At 72.3% G+C, this 20,678-nt stretch carries 17 protein-coding genes; 10 read left to right on the forward strand and 7 right to left on the reverse strand.

Annotated elements, in window-relative coordinates:
• Window positions 1-53 precede the first annotated feature (53 nt).
• Window positions 54-620, forward strand: coding sequence for a TetR/AcrR family transcriptional regulator (locus ADK64_RS07065; RefSeq protein WP_053656170.1), 567 nt, complete (start codon window positions 54-56; stop codon window positions 618-620).
• 316 nt (window positions 621-936) lie between these two features.
• Here ADK64_RS07065 and ADK64_RS07070 read toward each other — a convergent pair whose 3' ends face one another.
• The gene (locus tag ADK64_RS07070) at window positions 937-3,261 is read right to left on the reverse strand and encodes a glycosyl hydrolase family 95 catalytic domain-containing protein (RefSeq protein WP_199829509.1); all 2,325 of its coding nucleotides are present in this window, start codon (window positions 3,259-3,261) and stop codon (window positions 937-939) included.
• Between the two features lie 234 nt (window positions 3,262-3,495).
• Between ADK64_RS07070 and ADK64_RS07075 the strand changes: the two genes are divergently transcribed.
• The 3 genes from ADK64_RS07075 (at window position 3,496) to ADK64_RS07085 (ending at window position 10,166) form a co-directional block, all read left to right on the forward strand.
• Window positions 3,496-5,154, forward strand: coding sequence for a penicillin-binding transpeptidase domain-containing protein (locus ADK64_RS07075; protein ID WP_053656174.1), 1,659 nt, complete (start codon window positions 3,496-3,498; stop codon window positions 5,152-5,154).
• 196 nt (window positions 5,155-5,350) lie between these two features.
• Complete coding sequence (locus ADK64_RS07080; RefSeq protein ID WP_053656176.1) at window positions 5,351-5,737, forward strand: CU044_2847 family protein; 387 nt, start codon at window positions 5,351-5,353, stop codon at window positions 5,735-5,737.
• Between the two features lie 25 nt (window positions 5,738-5,762).
• Window positions 5,763-10,166 carry a S1 family peptidase gene (locus ADK64_RS07085; RefSeq protein ID WP_053656178.1) on the forward strand — a complete coding sequence of 1,468 codons (4,404 nt, stop codon included), beginning with the start codon at window positions 5,763-5,765 and terminating at the stop codon, window positions 10,164-10,166.
• Between the two features lie 357 nt (window positions 10,167-10,523).
• Here the strand turns inward: ADK64_RS07085 and ADK64_RS07090 are convergent, their stop codons facing one another.
• The 4 genes from ADK64_RS07090 to ADK64_RS07105 form a co-directional block, all read right to left on the reverse strand.
• Window positions 10,524-11,126 (reverse strand): cation transporter, encoded by a 603-nt coding sequence (locus ADK64_RS07090; protein WP_053656180.1) that lies wholly within the window; start codon window positions 11,124-11,126, stop codon window positions 10,524-10,526.
• Window positions 11,123-11,587, reverse strand: coding sequence for a YkvA family protein (locus ADK64_RS07095; protein ID WP_053656182.1), 465 nt, complete (start codon window positions 11,585-11,587; stop codon window positions 11,123-11,125). Before ADK64_RS07095 ends, ADK64_RS07090 begins: the two co-directional genes overlap by 4 nt.
• Window positions 11,588-11,604: 17 nt before the next feature.
• Window positions 11,605-12,225 carry a Chromate resistance protein ChrB gene (locus tag ADK64_RS07100; protein ID WP_053656184.1) on the reverse strand — a complete coding sequence of 207 codons (621 nt, stop codon included), beginning with the start codon at window positions 12,223-12,225 and terminating at the stop codon, window positions 11,605-11,607.
• Between the two features lie 398 nt (window positions 12,226-12,623).
• Window positions 12,624-12,815: a hypothetical protein gene (locus ADK64_RS07105; protein WP_053656185.1), complete on the reverse strand. Its 192-nt coding sequence runs from the start codon at window positions 12,813-12,815 to the stop codon at window positions 12,624-12,626.
• A gap of 65 nt (window positions 12,816-12,880) precedes the next feature.
• Here ADK64_RS07105 and ADK64_RS42555 point away from each other — a divergent pair, with 65 nt between their 5' ends.
• Window positions 12,881-13,054 carry a phosphatase PAP2 family protein gene (locus ADK64_RS42555; RefSeq protein ID WP_078992533.1) on the forward strand — a complete coding sequence of 58 codons (174 nt, stop codon included), beginning with the start codon at window positions 12,881-12,883 and terminating at the stop codon, window positions 13,052-13,054.
• A 47-nt stretch (window positions 13,055-13,101) separates the two neighbouring features.
• Here the strand turns inward: ADK64_RS42555 and ADK64_RS07110 are convergent, their stop codons facing one another.
• Window positions 13,102-15,102, reverse strand: coding sequence for a heavy metal translocating P-type ATPase (locus ADK64_RS07110; protein WP_053656187.1), 2,001 nt, complete (start codon window positions 15,100-15,102; stop codon window positions 13,102-13,104).
• 95 nt (window positions 15,103-15,197) lie between these two features.
• Between ADK64_RS07110 and ADK64_RS07115 the strand changes: the two genes are divergently transcribed.
• Window positions 15,198-15,587, forward strand: coding sequence for an ArsR/SmtB family transcription factor (locus ADK64_RS07115; RefSeq protein WP_053656263.1), 390 nt, complete (start codon window positions 15,198-15,200; stop codon window positions 15,585-15,587).
• Between the two features lie 117 nt (window positions 15,588-15,704).
• Window positions 15,705-16,211, forward strand: a complete 507-nt coding sequence (locus ADK64_RS07120) for an AAA family ATPase (protein ID WP_053656189.1) — start codon at window positions 15,705-15,707, stop codon at window positions 16,209-16,211.
• Here the strand turns inward: ADK64_RS07120 and ADK64_RS07125 are convergent.
• Window positions 16,178-16,885, reverse strand: a complete 708-nt coding sequence (locus ADK64_RS07125; RefSeq protein ID WP_078992528.1) for a LysR family transcriptional regulator — start codon at window positions 16,883-16,885, stop codon at window positions 16,178-16,180. The two genes, ADK64_RS07120 and ADK64_RS07125, sit on opposite strands and share 34 nt — an antisense overlap.
• A gap of 142 nt (window positions 16,886-17,027) precedes the next feature.
• Between ADK64_RS07125 and ADK64_RS07130 the strand changes: the two genes are divergently transcribed.
• From ADK64_RS07130 to ADK64_RS07140, 3 genes are all read left to right on the forward strand, one after another.
• On the forward strand, window positions 17,028-17,945 hold the full coding sequence (locus ADK64_RS07130) for a TIGR03564 family F420-dependent LLM class oxidoreductase (protein ID WP_053656193.1): 918 nt from the start codon (window positions 17,028-17,030) through the stop codon (window positions 17,943-17,945).
• A 50-nt stretch (window positions 17,946-17,995) separates the two neighbouring features.
• Window positions 17,996-19,444, forward strand: a complete 1,449-nt coding sequence (argG, locus tag ADK64_RS07135; protein WP_053656195.1) for an argininosuccinate synthase — start codon at window positions 17,996-17,998, stop codon at window positions 19,442-19,444.
• A gap of 398 nt (window positions 19,445-19,842) precedes the next feature.
• Window positions 19,843-20,589, forward strand: a complete 747-nt coding sequence (locus ADK64_RS07140; RefSeq protein ID WP_053656196.1) for a thioesterase II family protein — start codon at window positions 19,843-19,845, stop codon at window positions 20,587-20,589.
• Window positions 20,590-20,678: the final 89 nt, after the last annotated feature.

Raw genomic sequence — 20,678 nt, forward strand, 5'->3', positions numbered from 1 at the left:
TGTCATAGACGGTACACCTGATGTCAGGAGCTGTCATCACGTAGGATCGGCGCATGGGCAGATGGACGCCGGACGCGCGCGGACGCCTCGCGACGGCCGCACTTGAGCTGTACGGCGAGCGCGGGTACGAGCAGACCACCGTGGCGGAGATCGCCAAGAGGGCCGGGCTCACGGAGCGGACCTTCTTCCGGCACTACGCCGACAAGCGCGAGGTGCTGTTCGCCGGCGCCCGTGAGCTGGAGGACCTGTTCGTGCGCGCGGTCACGGACGCCCCCGAGTCCGCGGCGCCGATCGAAGCGCTGGCGCTCGGTCTGTACGCCGCCGCCGAGATGTTCACGGGCCGGCGCCCCTTCGCCCGCACGCGCCATGCCGTGATCACGGCCAACGCGGAACTCCTGGAACGCGAACTGATCAAGCTCGCCTCGCTGTCGGCGGCACTCGCCGACACCCTGCGCGGCCGAGGTGTGGCGGAACCGACGGCGAGCCTGGCCGCCGAGGCGGGCGTCGCCGTCTTCAAGGTCGCCTTCGAGCGCTGGATCGTCGCGGGCGAGGAACGCGAGCTGGCCGAGCTGACGCGGGAGTCACTGGACGAACTGAAGGCTGTGGCTTCGGGGGGCTAGACGGGGAAGGGGAGTTGTGGCCTCGGGAGGTCGCACGAGGGGGCGGACGAGGGGGCCGTACCCGCGGTGGGGCGGGGATACGGCCCGTCGCTCGTCCGGGTGCGGGCCGGTGCCGGCCCGCACCCCCGACTGCTCAGCGACAGCAGGCGCGCAGGCCCGGATGCCACGGGCGGGCGATGGCCGCGAAGCCGCCGTCGGCCGCGACGCCGGCGCCGAGCGTGTCGCCGTCGCGCAGCACCTGCCGGTCCTGGACGAGGCCGCCCGTGCCGTCCCGGATCGTCTCGACCAGCCAGCGGCCGGTGCCGGGGTGGCATCGCTACGGCAGCCCCCACGCCGGGCCGGGCTCGCTTACGGCGACGGGCGCGATGACGAGGTCGGGCCGGGAACCGGAGTGGACGAGCACCTCGCGGCCCCTGGGCAGGTCGATGGCGAGGGTGCCGTCGCCCAGGTCCCTGCTGTGCGCCGGCGTGCCGTCGTCCAGTACCGCCGTGAGGGTCCCGCTCAGACCGTGCCGGAGCCTGAGCGGCTCGCCCGCCAGGCTCCTGACCCGGACGAACCGGGTGACCCCCGCCGTGCGGACGGCGCTGACCAGGAAGGCACCCTGCGTACGGAAGTCGTGCAGGGTCACATCCGCCCAGGCGGTCGGGACGGCAGGGAAGACGCGGACGACGCCGCCCCAGCTCTGGCAGAACATGTCGTGCAGGGACTGCGAGGCGGACAGCGGCGTCTCGATGACCGGGCCCGCCTCGGTGTAGTGCGTGTTGGCGCGGCAGGGGAAACGGGTGGTGGGGTCGAAGAACTTCCGCAGATAGGTGATCGCGGTGTCGCCGTCGCCGGTCATCGCGTACATCGAGGCGGCACCGGTGTAGCTGTAGCCCCGGTGGGCGCCGGTCAGCGCGTGCCAGTGGGCCACCGACCTGGTGATCAGGTCACGGCTTGTCGGCTGGTCCCAGTTGACGAGATACAGCGGATACACCATCAGCAGATGCGAGTAGTGCCGGTGGGACTGGGCGTAGGGGGTGTCGGCGCCGATCATGAAGCCGTTGTCGTCGACCGGATACGGCGTGAGCCTGGCCAGCACCTCCTGCCAGCGCGGAGTCAACTCGTCCTCGACGCCGAGGAGTTGGGCCGACTCGACGAGGGTCTGGCAGCCCCAGCGGATCAGGGCCAGATCGTAGTTGGTGTCCTGCGGCGGCACCACGGGGTACTCGGGCGAGAGCGTGCTCGGCAGATGGAGCTTGCCGTCGCTGCCCGGTGTGAGGAAGTGCAGGTAGTAGGTGACGGCCCGGCGCAGCACCGGGTAGATGGTGTCGCGCAGCAGCGCCTTGTCCATGGAGTGCCGGTACGACAGCCACACGTTGTGCAGCGCCCAGGTGAGGTCGCCGGTCTCGGCACCGGTGCCCGGTTGTCCCACCTCGCGGTCGCCGAACATGTCGGAACTGCGGCCGATGCCGGAGCTGTCCGTGCGGTAGGCGGTGGGCACGTTGGCGGCGAGCTGCTCCTGGTTCTGCCGCAGCGTCGTGGCGAGCGCGTCGAGCTCCGGGTGATTGAAGCCATGGATCAGCCAGTACTCCAGCTGGACGTTGAGGTTCCACCAGACGGCCGGCCAGGGGGTGGGCTCCAGCCATGGCCCGGGGGTGGCCATGACGGGCCCGCCCGCGCGGCTGGCCGAGGCGACCTTGTAGAGCTGGATCCAGTGGAAGCTCTGCAGCCGCTGGTCGGGGAACGACACGAAGCTCTTGCGGTAGAACGCGTGCCACCAGCGGGTGTGCCGCCGTCTGAGCCCGGCGTACGACGACGCGCGCCGCAGGCTCCGCAGCGAGTCGGCCTCGGCGGCGGTGTGGGACGGGAAGCTGTGTCCGACGCTGAGCAGGAGGTCGTCGCCGGTGCGGCGGTACGCCGTCGCGGTCTGGCCGCCGCCGGTCAGCGGCTGGAGCACCTGCTCGGTGCCGTCGGCGGTGGTCCGCGTCGTCCAGGCCGGGTTGGCGGTGTAGCCCGAGGGCGGGGCTTCGCTGATGTGCCGGGGGCTCAGCGCCTCCTCGGGATGGAACGTCCAGGTGACCTGCTCACCGCCAAAGGCCGTGACGCGGGCGGCGAAGACCTCGTCGTGGATGTGGGCGCGGAGGGTGAGCGTGCCGGCGGTCGTGGTGACGGTGCCGGTCAGCTCGGCGTCGAACAGGCTCAGCCGCCAGTCGACGGCGGTGATCGTGCCGACCGGATCGAGGGTGAGGTGGCCGACCGGCAGGCGGCAGGTGCCCCATGTGCTGCCGAACTCGGGTCGGTGGTCCTGGACGCGGCCGTGCTGGACGGTGAAGCGGATCCGGTTGGCCCCGGGTTCCTGATAGACCATGCTGCCGAGCAGTCCGTCCCCGAGGAACGGGCCCTCGTACCAGAGGGTCGGCAGTTTCTTCCACAACAGGTCCTGGCCGCCCAGGAAACGCTGCCAGGAGCCGTCGGTGGTCATGGTGTCGCGCAGTCTCCAGGGGCGTCCCGCGCCCGCGGACGGAGCGGACCGCGCTGAGTCGGCTGACGTGCCGGCGTGGGCCGTTCCGGGGAGCGCCGCCATGGCCGCCCCGCCCAGTGCGGTGCCGAGCACGGATCTGCGGGCAACTGGCGAGCGCTTCTCCGGCTGCGAGGTCATCGTCGCTCTCCAAACCTGACGGATCATCGAAACATCGGGTGTATCGGGGAACGTAGGGATGCATCGTGCACCTGTCAATGGCTCCGGGGGTCATTGCTTCCAGACACCTCCGATGTCTTGGGAAGGGGCTGAGGGCAGGGAAGTGGGGGAGAAGGTCCCGGCAACTCGACGGTCCGATAACGATCTGCGGACGACCGGAACGCGCGTCCATGAAATGTACATACCATCCGCCGCATGAACAGAGCTGTGAAGATCGGCATCGCCGGTACGTGCACCGCACTGCTCGCTCTCGGGGGAATCGGTACCTACCACATCGTTCAGGGCCTGACCTCCGGTTCCGCGGGTGACGCCAAGCCGGGGGCGGGGGGCACCTTCGACGCGTCCGAGATGTCGAGCACGCCGCCGACGGGCGCCGAAGCGGTGAAGCTGGCCCGCGCGTTCCTGGACAGCTGGTCCAAGCAGCACCTCGACGGCGCGGCGAGCGACACCGACGTGCCGGACGCCGCCTCCCAGGCACTGCAGGACTACCGTGCCGGGCTGCGTCTGAAGAAGCTGTCGTTCGACCACATCGTCGCGGTGGGGCCGTCGACGGCGACGCCGGGTGCCACGAAGGTCACCTTCGACGTCACCGCCCAGGTGGCCGGCGGCACCTGGAACTACTCCAGCGCGATCGCGGTACTCAAGAGCACCAGCGGGCAGCTGGCGGTGCACTGGAACAACTCGGTGCTCCACCCGGGCATGAGCGACGAGCAGAAGCTCACCGCGGGCGAGCTCCCGGCCGACCCGAGCGCGACCAAGGTGGTCGCGAGCGACGGCAGGACGGACCTGTCCGGCTTCCCGTCCCTGCGGGACATCACGGCGACGATCCGCCAGAACGCCAAGCCCGCCGGCGGCAGCGAGGGGACGGGCGTCGCCGTGGTCGACAGCGGTGGCGCGGCGGTGGAGCGGGTGAAGGTCTTCACCAAGGGCCGGGCCCCCGTGGTCAGGACGACCATCGACGCGGGCCTGCAGCGGGTGGCCGAGACCGCGGTGAAGGACGCCCACCTCCAGGGCAAGCCCGCCGGAACAGTGGCGCTCGACTGGCGCGACGGCCACATCCTGGCCCTCGCGCACACGGGCGACGACGGGGACATCGCCATCAACGGCATCAAGTCGCCCGGCTCCACGATGAAGATCATCACTGCGGCGGCCCTCTTCGACCGGGCCGGACTCACGGCGAGCAGCCCGGCGCCCTGCACGGACTCGCTGATGGCCAACAGCCAGATGTTCCACAACGACCCCGGCGTACGGCCCGATCCCGGCGCCTCGCTCGCCCAGGCGTTCACGGTGTCGTGCAACACCTCCTTCATCAAGGACGGGTTCCGCTACCTCGTGCACGACGGCGACGCCTCCGCCCTGCACGACGAGGCCGTGAACGTCTTCGGCATGGGCAGCTGGACCATCGGCGGCGGGGTCGCCACCACCGACCCGAGCATCCCGTCGGACGTGCAAGGCGGCGACCAGGCGGCCCAGTTCATCGGCCAGGGCAAGGTCACGGCCACCCCGCTGTTCATGGCGTCGGTGGCGGCGACCGTCCGCAACGCCGGCTTCGAGCAGCCCGTCCTGCTGCCCGGACAGCACCAGGAGACCGCGCCCCGGCCCATCTCCGCGCGCACGGCCGGGTATCTCCAGTCGATGATGCGCAGTGTCGCCACCAGCGGTACGGCGGCTCCCCGCCTCGGCGGCCTGGCGGGCGTAGGCGCCAAGACCGGCACCGCGGAGGAAGGGGACCACACCAACGGCTGGCTGACCGCCTACAACTCCCGCGTCTCGGTCGCGGCACTCGTCGAAGGGGGCACCTCGGGCGTGGACTCCGCCGGATACGTCGTACGACGACTGCTGACCGGCGGCTGAACCCGGAGCCCCCGGCGGGCGGCAACCGCCCTTGCCGGACGCGACGTGAGGCACCCCGAGTCCTGCGCGCCGTCCGGCCGGTCGACCGGGGCGGGTGCGCCGTAAAGGCCTTGTGGTGACGGGAGTTATGAACACCGCTACCGGGCAGGCTCGGGGTGGAGCCGCCCGGGCGGGTGGCTTGGAGGGGGCCGGGCACATGGCGTATCTGGTGGAACTTCCGCTCGGCGCGGCCGGCGGCCAGCCGCAGGACACCGTCAGGGTGGCGATCACGGAGCAGCCCGCGGACGGTCTGGTCCAGGTCGCCCGGCCGGGCCAGGTGGTGGCCCGAGCCAGCCGTTCGCTCGCCGAACTGCTCTCCGGCGTACGCCCCGTGGCCGAGAACTTCGTGGACACCTTCCGCGGGATGGCGCACGGGCCGGACGAGATCTCCATCGAGTTCGGACTCTCGCTCTCCGCCGAGGCCGACGTGGTGATCAGCAGCACCTCCGCCCAGGCCAACTTCGCCGTACGGCTGACCTGGGACCGGCGGATACCGCAGGACCCGGCGCCGGACGCGCCCTCCGCCGCCACGGCCGACCGGTGATGGTCTCCCCGGCCGGCGCCGCGGCATGACCGAGACCGCGCGGCAGCCGGACGGCGCGGTACCGGGGCCGGGCCCCGCCACGCTCGGCGCGGCCCTGCTGCGGATCAGCGACGCGCACGGCGGCCCCCGCGGCGTCGGCTTCCTCGTCACCGAGGACCTCGCCTTCACCTGCGCGCATGTCGTCTCCGCCGCGCTCGGCCTGCCCGAGGGCACGCGGCCGCCCGCGGCCGCGGAGATCGCCGTCGACCTGCCTCTGGCACAGGGACCGCAGACGCCGGGCCCCGACGCCATCGCCCCCGACGCCGTGAGCCCCTCCCGCGCGGCGGCCCGTATCGCGCACTGGGTGCCCGCCGAGCAGTCCGGCGCCGGGGACATCGCGCTCCTGCGGCTGACGGCCCCCCTGCCCGGGGCGCGGCCGGTGCGGCTGGTCGAGGCGGACGACACCTGGGGGCACCCGGCGCGTGCCTTCGGCTTTCCCGTCGGGCGGCCGGGCGGCGCCTGGCACTCGGGTGTGCTGCGCGCCCGGCAGGCCGGCGGCTGGGTGCAGGCCGACCTCGCCGCGAGCGGCGGCTACCGCGTGAGCGGCGGGTTCAGCGGCAGCCCCGTCTGGGACGATCGACTCGGCGGCGTGGTCGGCATGATCACCGTGGCCGAGGCGGGCGATCCCCCGGCCAGCTATCTGATCCCCACCACCACCCTGCTCGCCGCTCGGCCGGATCTGCGGACCCTGACCCTGCCGCCGTCGCCGTTCCGGGGCCTGGCCGCCTTCCGCGAGGCCGACGCCGCCCTCTTCCACGGCCGGTCGACGGAGGGCGCGGAACTCGCGGAGCAGGTCCCCGGCCGGCGCTGGACCTGCCTCGTCGGCCCCTCGGGCTGCGGCAAGTCCTCGCTCGCCCTGGCCGGAGTCGTTCCCCGGCTACGGGCCGACGGTTTCGCCGTGGCCGTCCTGCGCCCGGCCTCCGGCAGCGGACCCGCCGCCGCACTGGCCGCCGTCCTGCTGCCGCTGCTGGAGCCGGAGTTCTCCGAGGCGGCCCGGCTCGCCGTCCTGCCGAACATCACCGCCCTGCTCACCCGGGGCGCCCTGCCCGATGTCGTCGCCCGGGTGCTGCACCGCCAGGAACGCGACCGGCTGCTGATCGTCGTGGACCAGTTGGAGGAGGCCTACGGCGCCGGGCCCGGCCTCGCGGGCGAACTGGCCGCCCTGCTCTTCGCCGACCGGCTCCCGGACCCCGTGCACATCCTGGCCACCCTGCGCGCCGACTTCCTGGAGGCGGCCCTCGCACACCCGGCCACCGGACCCGCCGTGCGCCGTGGCCTGTATGCACTCGGCCCGCTGGAGCCCGGACAACTGCGGCAGATCGTCACCGCCCCGGTCGACGCGACACCGGGAGTCGGGTACGAGTCCGGACTCGTCGCCCGCATCCTCACCGACACCGGCGACGCACCGGGCGCGCTGCCACTGCTCGGCTTCACCCTCGACCAGCTCTGGCTGCGGCAGAGCGGCGGACTGCTCACCCACCGGGCGTACGAGGAACTCGGCGGTGTCACCGGCGCGTTGGGCCGGCACGCCGGCAAGGAGTGGGCGGCACGGGTACCGGCCGCCGACGAGCCGACCGCCCGCGGGCTGCTCACCGCGCTGGTCCGGGTGCCGATCGGCTCGACCGCCGCCACGCGCCGGACCGCCCGGCGCACCGAACTCGGCGACACCCGCTGGGAGATCGCGCAACGGCTCGCCCGGAGCAGGCTGCTGGTCACCGGCCTGAGCCCCGACGGCACCGAGACGGTGGAACTCGCCCACGAGGCACTGATCGGCGGCTGGCCCCGGCTGGCCGCTCGGGTGGCCGAGGACCGGGCGTTCCTGGTGTGGCGCGAGACGCTCCGGCTCGACCTGGACCGCTGGGAGCGCGCCGGACGCGTCCCCGACCTGCTGCCGGGCCCCGCCGCGCTCACCACCGCCGAACCCTGGCTGCGCGAGCGCCCCGCCGACCTCAGCGACGCGGAACGCGGCTATCTGGACGTGGGGCGCGCCCATCAGCGCGCGCGGGGCCGCCGGCGCCGTACGTTCCGCTCGGGCCTTGCCCTCTTCGCCGCGCTCGCCCTCGTGTTCGGCTCGCTCTTCGGCTACTACCGGCACGTCAGCGCCGAGCGGGCCGCGGAGTCCGCCTCCCGCGCGCTCGCCGAGTACTCCGCCGGCCAGGCCGACGGTGACCCCGTGCGCTCGGCGCAGCTGGCCCTCGCCGCGTACCGCACGTCGCACACCCGCGAGGCACGGGACGCACTGCTGCGGGCCTACCTGGCGAACAACTTCTCCGACCGTGTCCTGACCGGGCCACAGGACGCCCCGATCGGAGCCCCGAGCATCACCAGCATCGTCAGCGGTGACGCGGACGCCGTCCAGACGAGCCTGGACGGCGACGTGGTGGTCGCCAACTCGGCCGGGGGCCGGGCCACGGTCTTCGTGCACGCGACTGGCGGCCGCGTCCTCAGCCAGCGTTTCGACGTGGGCGTACAGGCTGCGCACCCGCTGGTCTCCGGCGACGGCCGACGGGCCGGTTTCCTCACCCTGGACGGCGGCCTGATCTGGTACGACGTGCACCGGGACGGCACCGACGGACACCTGCTCGGGGCCGAGGCGCACCGGCTGCCGGCGGTGTCCGGCGCGAACGGCCCGGACCGCGAGTACGACGGCTACCGCGCGGTGATGTCCGCGGACGGCCGCTACGCCGCCGCCCTCGGTGACGCCGACCTGCTCTGGTGGGACCTGGACGCGCCGGGCGGGACCGCGCACAGCGGCTGGGTTCCCGCGCCGTCCGGCGTGCTGACGCCGCACGACATCCGGTTCACCCCCGACGGCCGTACACTGCTCGTCCAGGTCAGCCGGTCGATCAAGGACGGCGTCGGTTACGGGGTGCTGGCGGTCGACCGGATCACCGGCAGGAACCGGACGGTGGTGGCCGGCAAGGACATCCAGGGCGTGAGCATCTCCGGGGACGGCACGGCCGTGGCGGTCTGCGCGCAGCACGGCACCGGCGACAGCGTCACCCTGTGGCGGCAGCCCGTCGCGGACGGGCCGGCGAAGCACAGGCCGCCCGGGTACACGGAGCGGGACCTCTACTGCGACGCGGTGAAGGCCGTCGACACCACCGGCCGCCACGTCGCGGTCCACGAGGACGGGTGGTACAACCTGGTCGACCTGGACCAACGCACCATCGCGGTCAGTGCCGGGCCGCCGTCCGACGCCGGCCGGATGACCGAATATCCGCTGCTCGGCACCGTCGGCGGTCAGCCCGCGCTGATCGCGGTGGGCGCCAATCGCGTGGTCTACGGCAGCCTCTCCGCCGCCCGTCGCATCATCCCGGTCGGCCCCGCGGTCCTCACCCGCGACGGCGGAAAGGTGATCACCATACTCAAGGACGGCTCGCGCATCGGGATCGTGCCCGTCGGTGCCTCCCGGCCCACGGTCAGGGCCTACCGCCCCGAGCCGTACTGGAAGCCGGCGCAGAACGACCTCATCGTGTTCGACGGCGGGGAGAAACACCTGGCGGAACGGGTCGGCAGCAACCGTGTCATGATCCGCACGGTGGCCGACCTCCGGCCGCTCCACGAGATCACCACGGCCGCCTTGCCGGGCGGCGCGAGGGGAAGCCTCAGCTACTTCTTCGACCGGTCGCGGAGCCTTATCACCGTCTCCGGAACGGTGATCCAGCGCTGGAACCCGTCCGACGGACGGCAGTTGGCACGCTACGACGCCAAGAACCTCCACCCGTCCTGGACGAACGGCGCACCCAACCTGGTGGTGGCGGACTACCCCACGCCGGGCCGGGTCGCGATCACCGTGTGGGACCAGCGGCAGGTACGCATCGTCGCCCTCTCCACCGGCCGTACGCAATCCACGCTGGCCACGGGCCCGGACACCAACACCGTGAACTTCACCAGGGACGACCGGTACTTCGCCCTGTTGCGCCTGGGCGGTGCGGTGGAGTTGTGGCAGCGTGATCCGCTGCGCAGAGTGCTGGGACCCGTGGGGCTGGGGGAGTTCGACGCGAAGTTCGCGCTCTCCTATCCGAGCAGGAGTACGTTCCTGCTGGCCAGCCATGGCCTGATCCACCTCTACCGGCTCGGGGACCCGGCCGGGGAGGACGACGTCTACAACCTCGGACCGGCGCCCCCGCAGAACACGCCGTACACCTTCGAAGCCGCGTCGGCCGACGGCCGGACCGTGATCTACACCGACAGCGACGGCCACAGCGCCCCCCTGCGCCTGGACCCCGACGCCTGGCGCCGCGCCCTGTGCGGGGTCATCGGATACCGCGAACTGACCGCCGAGGAACGCTCGGGACTGCCGGTCAAGGTGCCCGACGGCTCCCTCTGTCCGGACCCCCACTCCGGTACGACCGCCCCCGATCCCGGTCGGCCGGAACTGATGTGACGGTGCGGGGATGTAGGGCGGCAATTGGAATGCCCCATTCCGTCGTGACGACCTGCGTGTTCTCGCGTTGTCTCATTCGGATGGCCCGGCATTCTGTCTCACGGTCTTGGCCCGTCAGACCCGGGCGGGGGTGGTGCGCCGTGTGCCGAGGCGCCCGTAAGCACCGTCGTCTTGCTGCGCGAGCTGGTGGAGTTGGCCCGCCAGGAGCACCTTGCCGAGGTGTGGATCCACCTCGACGGCGATGCGCGGTGGGTGACGCGGGCCGCGCGGGCCCTGCGCCTGCCGGTCGCCCCGGACACCGACGACGGCACCTCAACGACGCTTGTGTTCCGGCTCGATGCGCCCGGAGGCATGCCGTCAGTGGGCGCCGGTGAAGATCTCGCGCGCCTCGCGGAGGGCGTAGTAGACCAGCACGTATCCCGCGGCCGGGTCGGCCCACCACCAGCCGAGCCAGGTGTTGAGGACCAGGCCGACGAGGACGGCGGTGGCGAGCAGGCCGTCGATCAGGGTGACGCGGCCCTCGGTCGTCAGGACCGGGCTGTCCAGTGCGGCGCCGGTGCCGGCCTTGCCGAAGGCGAGGGCGAACATCACCGCGGCGGTGACCGCCGTCCAGCCAATGCCCAGCGGTGACGAGTCGGGGTGGAATCCGGCGGCCAGGACCCAGGTGGACTGCACCAGCAAGTACACCGCCAGCAGTGCGAAGGCGCCCCCGATCAGCTTCAGTGCGCGCTTCTGGCGGGCTTCTCCGGTGCCGGACAGTTCCCAGATCACCACGGTGGACGCGCCGATCTCGATCAGCGAGTCCAGGCCGAAGCCGGCCAGCGCCACTGAGCGGGCCGACAGCGCCGCGGCGGCCAGGACCACGATGCCGACCACGTTCCAGGCCAGCGTCGTGTATTCCAGGGCGCAGCCCCGGCGCAGCAGCACCTGGTGGGAGAGTGTCCGGGGAGTGGTCGTCACCGCTGGTTTCCTCCGGGCTTCTGCTCGTCTGAAATGGCGGGAGCGTGCGGGCCGTCTGCTCCCCGGTTGAGGCCGGTGAGCCGCGCCAGGGCGGTGAAGCCGTCGTCGCTGCCGGGCCAGTGACCGCGTACCGCGTCGATGCCGGCCCGGCGCACGACGCCGCGCAGCACGAACGCGACGATGATCGCGTCGTCCGCGTAGCCGATGACCGGCAGGAAGTCCGGGATCAGGTCGATGGGGCTGGCCAGATAGACCATCAGCAACGCGAGCCGGACCCGCACGCCGCGCGGCAGGTTCTTGTCGGCGGCGAGTCGTTTCAGCAGCCGCAGCAGATCCGGCAGCAGGCGCACCGCCTCTGCGAGCAGGGCGCCCTTGGGGCGGATCAGCAGCAGGGCGATCAGCAGCGCCAGCCACGCGGCCGCCAGTCCCACGCCGATCCCGATCGCTATGTCCCACCACATGCGGGGCTCCTCCTGCCCTACTCGACCGCGCGCAGCCGCGCCGAGGCGGGCAGCACCGTCTCGGCCGCTTCGCCACTGGCTGTGTGCTCGCCGGCCTGCGCGGCGATGGCCGCGTCCTCGAAGGCGGCGAGCGCCTCGCGGCACCGCTCCACCGCCGACCGCGCCGCCTCACCTCCCGGGGCGCCGAAGTAGTCCCGGGCCGCGATCTTGGCGAGCCACTTGTCGAACCGCTCCAGGTCCGCCTCGGACTCCTCCACCTCCGCATAGGTGGCCCGCCCCCGGGCGGTCTCCTTCTCCAGCTCGGCAAGAAGGTCCGGGGCACGCTCGACCACCTCGGCGTACTCGGTGTCCCGCTCGGCGTTGAACTCCGCGACGAGCTGCGCGTATTCGCCCGCATCGGTGACCGCCACGGTCAGCGAGCGGGCCGTACCGCCGTCCTTGCGGACCGAGGCGATCAGCCGCTGCACCTGACGGCGCACCGGGTCCCGGTCGGGCAGCAGGCACACCGACTGCTGCAGATACAGCGCCCCCAGCGAGCGCAGCTTGCGCCACACCCGCACCCGGGTCGCCGCCGGCGCCCCTGCCGTGCTCGCCGACACCAGCAAGAACCCGTCCGGCTCCACCACATCTTGGGTCATGTAACGACCGTAACATCCATGATGAAACGCAGAGCACGAAGAGCCGCTGAGGTGCTGCTGTCCAGGGACCTGCCGCAGCGTCCCGGGCCGCCCGTCCCGCCTGTACATCCCGGAGTAGCGCCCATGCCGCACGCCCTGCCGAGCCCGCCCCGTCTGCCCAACGCCCGCCAGGCCGCCGGGGCAACGCTCGCCGTCCTGGCCCTGGCGGCGATGCTCGCGCTGTTCGTCAAGGTCGCCGACCTGCTCGCCGAGCGACACGCCGGACTAATCGACCACACCGCGCTCGCCGAGGCCGTCGAGCACCGCAGCCCGCTCGCGACCGCCTGCATGGAGGCGGTCAGCACCCTGGCCGAGCTGCCCCTGATGGCCGCGACCGCCCTGCTGGCCCTCACCTTGTCCTACCGCGCGCGCAGCTGGCGGCCCCTCGCCTTGACCGGGGGCACGGCCGTGCTCGCCATCGGGCTCGCCACGCTCGTCAAGGAGGTCGCCGCGCGCACCCGGCCCCCGCTGGCCTCCGCCGTGATCCAGGAGACCGGACACTCCTTCCCCTCCCGCCACACCACCGTGGCCACCGCCCTCCTGCTCGCCACCGCCTACCTCCCTGGCCCGCCGCGCAGGCTCGCGCTCCTGTGCACTCGCCTGATGGACCGCCGCCCTGGCGCTGTCCGCGCTGGTCGCCGCCAGCCGCGTCTACCTCGGCGTTCACTGGGCTACCGACGTCACCGCCGGTTTCGCCCTCGGCGCCGCCGCCACCCTCACCCTGATCACCATCGACGTCGGACTTCACCTCTGGGCCCGCGGGCCGCAAGGACCGCACCCGAGGCACTGACGCCTCCCACGCATGCTCGGGGCCGACGGCCGGTGACCGACGGCGGCTTACGAGCGGGTCCCCTGCGGGGCGGCGGCGCGGCTCCAGGCGGCGTCCCGCAGCAGGCGGAGCCCGTTGAGGCCGACGATGACGGTCGAGCCCTCGTGGCCGAGGACACCGAGCGGCAGCGGCAGGTGACCGACCAGGTCCCAGATGACCAGCCCGGAGATGAACACGGCGGCGATGACCAGGTTCTGCACCACCAGGCGGCGGGCTGCCCGCGAGAGGCCAATGACCTTGGGGACGGTGGCGAGTTCGTCGCGGACGATGACGGCGTCGGCCGTCTCCAGGGCGAGGTCGGAGCCCGCGCGGCCCATGGCGATGCCAGTGTGGGCGGCGGCCAGGGCGGGTGCGTCGTTGACCCCGTCGCCGATGACCAGCACCTTGCGCCCCCGCGCCTCCAGGCGCCGTACGGCTTCGACCTTGTCCTGGGGCAGCAGACCGGCGTGGACCTCGTCGCTGGTGATACCGACCTCGGCGCCCAGGCGGGCGGCGGCGCGCGGGTTGTCGCCCGTCACCAGCATCGGAGAGCTGCCGGTCAGCATGGTCAGGGCGGCGACGGTCTCGGAGGCGTCGGGCCGCAGCCGGTCGGCGATGCCCAGCACCCCGACGGGGACGCCATCGCGCAGGACCAGGACGGCCGTGCGACCGCCGTCCTCCAGGTCGGCCGCGACCTGGGCGGCGCGGGCCGCCTCGGTGTCGTCGGCGCCGTCGAGGAGGCGGGCGGGTGCGCCGACCGCGACCGTGTGGCCGTCGACAGTGGCGGTGACGCCGACGCCCGGCGTGGAGGTGAAGTCCCGCATGTCGGCGATGGGCAGGCCGCGGGTGCGGGCGGCGTCGACGACGGCGCGGGCCAGCGGGTGTTCGCTGGGGTGCTCGGCGGCGGCCGCGAGTGCCAGCAGGGCGTCCTCGGCCAGCCCGGAGCCGTCCAGGGGGCGGATGTCGGTGACGCGAGGGGTGCCCTCGGTGAGGGTGCCGGTCTTGTCCAGGGCGACCGCGTCGACCTGCCCGAGACGCTCCATCACCACGGCGGACTTCACCAGGACGCCGTGGCGCCCGGCGTTGGCGATCGCGGACAGCAGCGGCGGCATCGTCGCCAGGACCACCGCGCAGGGCGAGGCCACGATCATGAAGGTCATCGCCCGCAGCAGCGAGCCGGTCAGGTCTCCGCCGAACGCGAGGGGGACCAGGAAGACCGCCAGGGTCGCGACGACCATGCCCAGGCTGTACCGCTGCTCGACCTTCTCGATGAACAGCTGGGTGGGCGCCTTGGTCTCGGAAGCCTCCTCGACCATCGCCACGATCCGGGCGATCACCGAGTCCGAGGCATCCCGTTCGACCTTCACCCGCAGCGCGCCGGTGCCGTTGAGGGTGCCGGCGAAGACCTCGTCCCCGGTCTCCTTCGCGACCGGCAGCGGCTCGCCGGTGATGGTGGCCTGGTCCACCTCGCTGGCCCCGGTAAGAACACGGCCGTCCGCGCCGACCCGCTCGCCGGGGCGGACCAGGATGGTGTCCCCGACCACCAGTTCCTCGGTGGGGACCGTCGCCTCGCTCCCGTCGTCGGCCAGCCGGGTGGCCGTGGCGGGCGCGAGGTCGAGCAGACCCCGCACCGCGTCCTGAGTACGGGCGGTGGCCAGCGCCTCCAGCGCGCCGGAGGTGGCGAAGATGACGATCAGCAGCGCGCCGTCCATCACCTGCCCGATCGAGGCCGCGCCGATCGCGGCCACGATCATCAACAGGTCCACATCCAGGGTCTTCTCCCGCAGCGCCGTCAGCCCCGCCCAGGCTGGCTCCCACCCGCCGGTGAGGTAGGAGGCGGCGCACAGCGGACCCCACGCCCAGGCGGGTGCGCCGGTCAGCTGAAGCGGCAGCGCGATCAGGAACAGCGCCAGTGCAGCGGCGGCCCAGCGCGCTTCCGCCAGGGCGAACACCCGCGTACGGCGCTTCGGCGCCGTACGCGAGGCGGCCGGAGCCGCCTGCGCGGGCCGCTGGATCAGGTCGGAAGGCATGACAAAACAACCCCTTCAGGGCGGTGGATGGCGACACACTCACCGTACAGGAACATCTGAACAGGTCTTCACATGTCACCGGTAGGATGGGGTCCATGGGTCATGGAACCGACGACAAGCACCACGCCACCCCGCGCGAGCGCCTGGACGCGGCCGGGGCCACCGACGTCGCCGCCACCCTCCAGGCCCTGGCGACGCCGTCGCGGCTGTACATCCTGGCCCGCCTCCAAGAAGGCCCCTGTGCGGTCGGTGACCTCGCCGAGGCGGTGGGCATGGAGGCATCGGCCTGTTCCCACCAGCTGCGCCTGCTGCGCAATCTCGGGCTTGTCACCGGAGAGCGCCGGGGCCGCTCCATCGTCTACGCCCTCTACGACAACCACGTCGCCGAGCTGCTGGAACAGGCCCTGTACCACGTCGAGCATCTGCGGCTCGGCTTGCGTGATGTCCTCGCCGCCGAAGTGGCTCCGGCCGCGGTCCGGCGGTAGCCGGCCGCCGCCCACTGGCGTCCGCCGGCCGCGGCGAAAGGCGGCCGGTAGCCGGGCGGGGATCGGCGAGAATGCCCCCGAGCGCCCGCGACCGCTGTCGAATGGAGTCATCGAGACGTGACAGCTCCGATCGCTGTGCTGCTGGTCGGCATCACCGGCTCCGGCAAGACCGTCCTCGCCCAGGCTCTCCAAGAGCGGGGCCTGGTCCGCCTCTCCGTCGACGAGGAGGTCCACCGCCTCCACGGCCGCTACGGCGTCGACTACCCCGAGCACGAATACTCCGAGCGCGAACGCCCCGTCGTCGACGCCGTACGCGCCCAGCTCACCCAGCAGCTGGGCGCCGGACACGACGTCGTCCTGGACCACGGTCTGTGGCTCCGCGCTGACCGCGAAGCGTGGAAGAAGCTGGTGGAGGCCGCGGGCGGACGCCCGCGCCTGGTGTACCTCCCCGTCGAGAAGGCGGAGCTGCTGCGGCGCCTCGAGCAACGCAACCAGCGCGAGGACGCCAACGCGCTCACCGTCACCCCCGAGGCGCTCGACGACTTCTTCGCCCGCTTCGAGCCCCCAGCCGACGACGAGGGCGCCCTCGTCTACACCGGCGACGTGGACGCGGTTCTGCGGTGACCGTCACCGAGCAGAGCAGCGAGCGGACCTGCCGCGGCGAGGACCTCTTTCCCGAAATCGGTCAGGCGCATCCGGTGCCCGCACTGTCCGCGTATCAAGAGCTGCCCTCGTAGGTCGCGCTCCAGGTGCTGCAGCTGCACGGTCATCGTCGACGGTGACGTGCCCACGGCGCGGCAGTACGCCGCGAGCGAGGGATAGTCCACGGCCTGCAACAACCGCAGGAGTCGGCGGCGCCCGTCGAAGGTGCGCACAGCAGGCTGCACAAGGGCGGGGAAGCGGTCGACGCCCGACGCGTCTGCGGGGCGGCGGGGCTTGCGCTTCTTCTTGTGCGGGCGGCGTACGGTCGCGCGGTCCCAGGTCTCCCGTGGCAGGTCGGCCAGGGTGCAGGCCCAGCTCTCGACGGCTTGGACGACTTCCCGGCCCAAGGCGGTGAGTTCCAGCTTTCGGCCCCGGCTCGCGCGGAGCAGCAGCGGTCCGCCGAGGTCCTCCTCCAGGCGCTTGAGCTGCATGGTGAGCGTGGCCGGGTTGAGGCCGTGCGTCTGGCACGCCTCGGTGAGGGTGGGGTAGTGGTCACCTGGATGAAGATGCGCAGCCGGCGGAGTGCGTAGGAGTTGCCCAGGGCGGGCCGCAGCACTTCCGGGGCCGTAGCGAACTCCTGCAGGAGTACGTCTCACCGCGTTGTCCCTTGGGCCGGACGAGGGCCATCGTCAATGAGAAAGGGGCACGCGAAATGCGAACCTACAGTCCGGGAGCGTCGTCACACGCTTGTCACGCGTGAACCGGAATGCCCTTCCCTGGGCGCCGGTTGCCCCCTCCATGACCATCGGAGTAGCACTCTCCCTCCAGGACCCGATCGACACCTTGGTGCGGAACGCCCGGGAGGCCCATGAGGCCGGGCTGCACTCGGCGTGGTTCGGGCAGACCTTCGGCTACGACTCCCCGACGCTCGCCGCGATCGTCGGCCGCGAGGTGCCCGGCCTCCAGGTCGGCACCTCCGCGATCCCGGTGTTCGGCCGGCATCCCCTGCTCATCGCGAGCCAGGCGCAGACGGCCCAGGCCGCGACCGGCGGCCGCTACCACCTCGGGCTCGCGCTCGGCACCAGGCATCTGACCGAGACCGGCTTCGGCATCCCGCACGAGCGTCCCGTCGCCCGCCTCCGCGAGTTCCTCACCGCCCTGCGCCCGCTCGTGGAGACGGGCAGCGCCGATTTCCACGGCGAGCTGCTGACCGCCACCACACCCCTGCCGGCGACCGTCCCGGGCGCCGAACCGCCCGTGCCGATCCTGGTCGCCGCCATGGGTCCGCAGGCGCTGCGAGTGTCCGGCGCACACGCGGACGGCATCCTTCCGCTCCTGGCCGGCCCGCGCGCCCTCGCCGAGCACATCGTCCCCGCCGTCACCGCCGCGGCCGAGAGGGCGGGCCGCCCGGCGCCCCGGATCGTGGCCTTCGTCCCCGGCGTGGTCACCGCCGACGTGGAGGCCGTACGCGAACGGGCGACCGAGGAGCTGTCCTTCTACGAGAGGTTCCCCTCCTACCGGCGCGTCATCGCGCTCTCCGGCGGCAGCCGGGCCGTCGACCTGGCCGCCATCGGCGACGAGGAGGCCGTCGCGGCCGAGGTGCGCCGTTACCGCGAGGCCGGGGCGACCGAGGTGGTGTTCCTCGCGACGGACCTGGGCGGCGAGGTGGCCCGGCGGCGTACCTGGAGGCTGCTCGGTGAGCTGGCGACAGACTGAGAGCGCGTCCCAGCTATGCATGGGCATACGGAATGATGCATACTCTTCCTATGTCCAAGGTCCTCACTTCCCTTCCGGTCGGCGAGCGCGTCGGCATCGCCTTCTCCGGCGGCCTCGACACGTCGGTCGCCGTCGCGTGGATGCGCGACAAGGGTGCCGTGCCGTGCACCTACACCGCTGACATCGGCCAGTACGACGAGCCCGACATCGCCTCGGTGCCGGGCCGTGCGACGGCCTACGGCGCCGAGGTCGCGCGCCTGGTCGACTGCCGCGCGGCCCTGGTCGAGGAGGGGCTGGCCGCGCTCGCCTGCGGCGCGTTCCACATCCGCTCGGGCGGGCGTGCCTACTTCAACACCACGCCCCTCGGCCGCGCCGTCACCGGCACCCTGCTGGTCCGGGCGATGCTCGAGGACGACGTGCAGATCTGGGGCGACGGCTCCACCTTCAAGGGCAACGACATCGAGCGGTTCTACCGCTACGGCCTGCTCGCCAACCCGCACCTGCGCATCTACAAGCCCTGGCTGGACGCGGACTTCGTGACCGAGCTGGGCGGCCGCAAGGAGATGTCGGAGTGGCTGCTCGCGCACGGTCTGCCGTACCGCGACAGCACGGAGAAGGCGTACTCGACCGACGCCAACATCTGGGGTGCCACCCACGAGGCGAAGACCCTGGAGCACCTGGACACCGGCGTGGAGACCGTCGAGCCGATCATGGGCGTGCGGTTCTGGGACCCCTCGGTCGAGATCGCCGCCGAGGACGTGACGATCGGCTTCGACCAGGGCCGGCCCGTGACGGTCAACGGCAAGGAGTTCGCCTCTCCGGTCGAGCTGGTCATGGAGGCGAACGCCATCGGCGGCCGGCACGGCCTCGGCATGTCGGACCAGATCGAGAACCGGATCATCGAGGCCAAGAGCCGTGGCATCTACGAGGCGCCCGGCATGGCGCTGCTGCACACGGCGTACGAGCGGCTGGTCAACGCGATCCACAACGAGGACGTCCTCGCCCAGTACCACAACGAGGGCCGCCGCCTCGGCCGCCTCATGTACGAGGGCCGCTGGCTGGACCCGCAGGCGCTCATGATCCGTGAGTCCCTGCAGCGCTGGGTCGGCGCGGCGGTCACCGGTGAGGTGACGCTGCGGCTGCGGCGCGGTGAGGACTACTCGATCCTGGACACCACGGGCCCGGCGTTCAGCTACCACCCGGACAAGCTGTCCATGGAGCGGACCGAGGACTCGGCGTTCGGCCCGTCCGACCGGATCGGCCAGCTCACCATGCGCAACCTCGACATCGCCGACTCCCGTGCCCGCCTTGAGCAGTACGCGGGCCTGGGCATGGTCGGCACCGAGCACCCGGCGCTGATCGGCGCGGCGCAGGCGGCGTCGACGGGTCTGATCGGCGCGATGGCCCACGGCGGCGCCGAGGCGATCGCCTCGCGCGGCGAGGCCCCGGAGGAGGACGAGCTGCTCGACCGTGCCGCGATGGAGTCCGGCACGGACTGAGCGCACTCCCCGGTTCTGCGATCCCCGGACAGCGGGCCCCGTCGGTTCACCACCGGCGGGGCCCGCTGTCGTGTCCGGCGTGGCGACGGACGTGCCCCACCAGTGGCGCAAAATAGTCAGGTCCATGATCTGTCACCTGTGGTACACATGGAAGTCGCGAAGCGGGGGCCCACCTCACACTCACGCCCACATACCGGCGGCACGGCCATCTTGCACTGCAGCACACATGTTCCCGGGGACCAGGCCGTATGCCGTACCTCCCGTGAGCCACCGCATCCGGCCCGATGCGGAGCGGGACGCGAATCAGCCGATCACGCCAGCCTCTTCGACCGGTCAAGGGAGCACTGTGCCCGCACATTCAGCCATGCCCGACACGGCACGACCCCGGTAGCAGCGGCGTGTCTCTGCACCGCTTCGCCTCGCCGGCCCCCGACGCCTCCGAAGTCCCCGACGCCCCACGAGCCGCTCTGGTCTGCTTCCCGCACGCGGGCGGCGGGGCGACGACGTTCGCTCCCTGGCGACGCCGACTCCCCGACCGGCTCGATCTGTACGCCTATGTGGCGCCCGGGCGTGAGGAACGCGGCAGGGAGGCGACCCTGGGATCGGTCGCCGAACTCGTCGCGGACGCCCTGCCGGCCGTGCTGGCGCTTCCCGGACCGCTGGTCCTGCTCGGACACAGCTTCGGCGCCTGTCTGGCCTACGAGCTGACCCATCGGCTGACGGCGGAAGGGCGCCCGCCGGCCCATCTCGTCGTGCTCGCCGCCGGAGCGCCGGGTCCGACGACACCCCGGCCCGTCCGGGACGACCACGACATCGAGTTGCTGTGGAAGCGCCTCGGCGCGAACCCGGCGGGGCTCGGGCGCCCCGAGTTCCGGGAGAGGTTCTTTCCGCCGCTGCGCGCCGACCTCACCGCGCACGCGTCCTTCCGTCCGCCATCGAACCGGCCCCTGCTGACCACGCCGGTCACCGTGATGTACGGGGACGAGGACTCCGATGTGACGGCCGACGCGGCAGCCACCTGGCGCGAGCTGTGCGCCGGACCGTTCCGCCTTACCGCGATACCGGGCGGGCACTTCTTTCCGCAGAACTCGACAACTGCCACGATCGGCGCGCTCGTCCACGCTCTTGACGTCCAGTTCGGGTGAAATCGGTCATGTTCCGTCGCGGTCGCTGTGGCGGAATACGGAGACGCGCCCTTGATCGCTCGATTGACGGCCGATAAAGTGCCGGAGTC

Source organism: Streptomyces sp. MMG1121 (assembly GCF_001280015.1).
Taxonomy (GTDB): Bacteria; Actinomycetota; Actinomycetes; order Streptomycetales; family Streptomycetaceae; genus Streptomyces.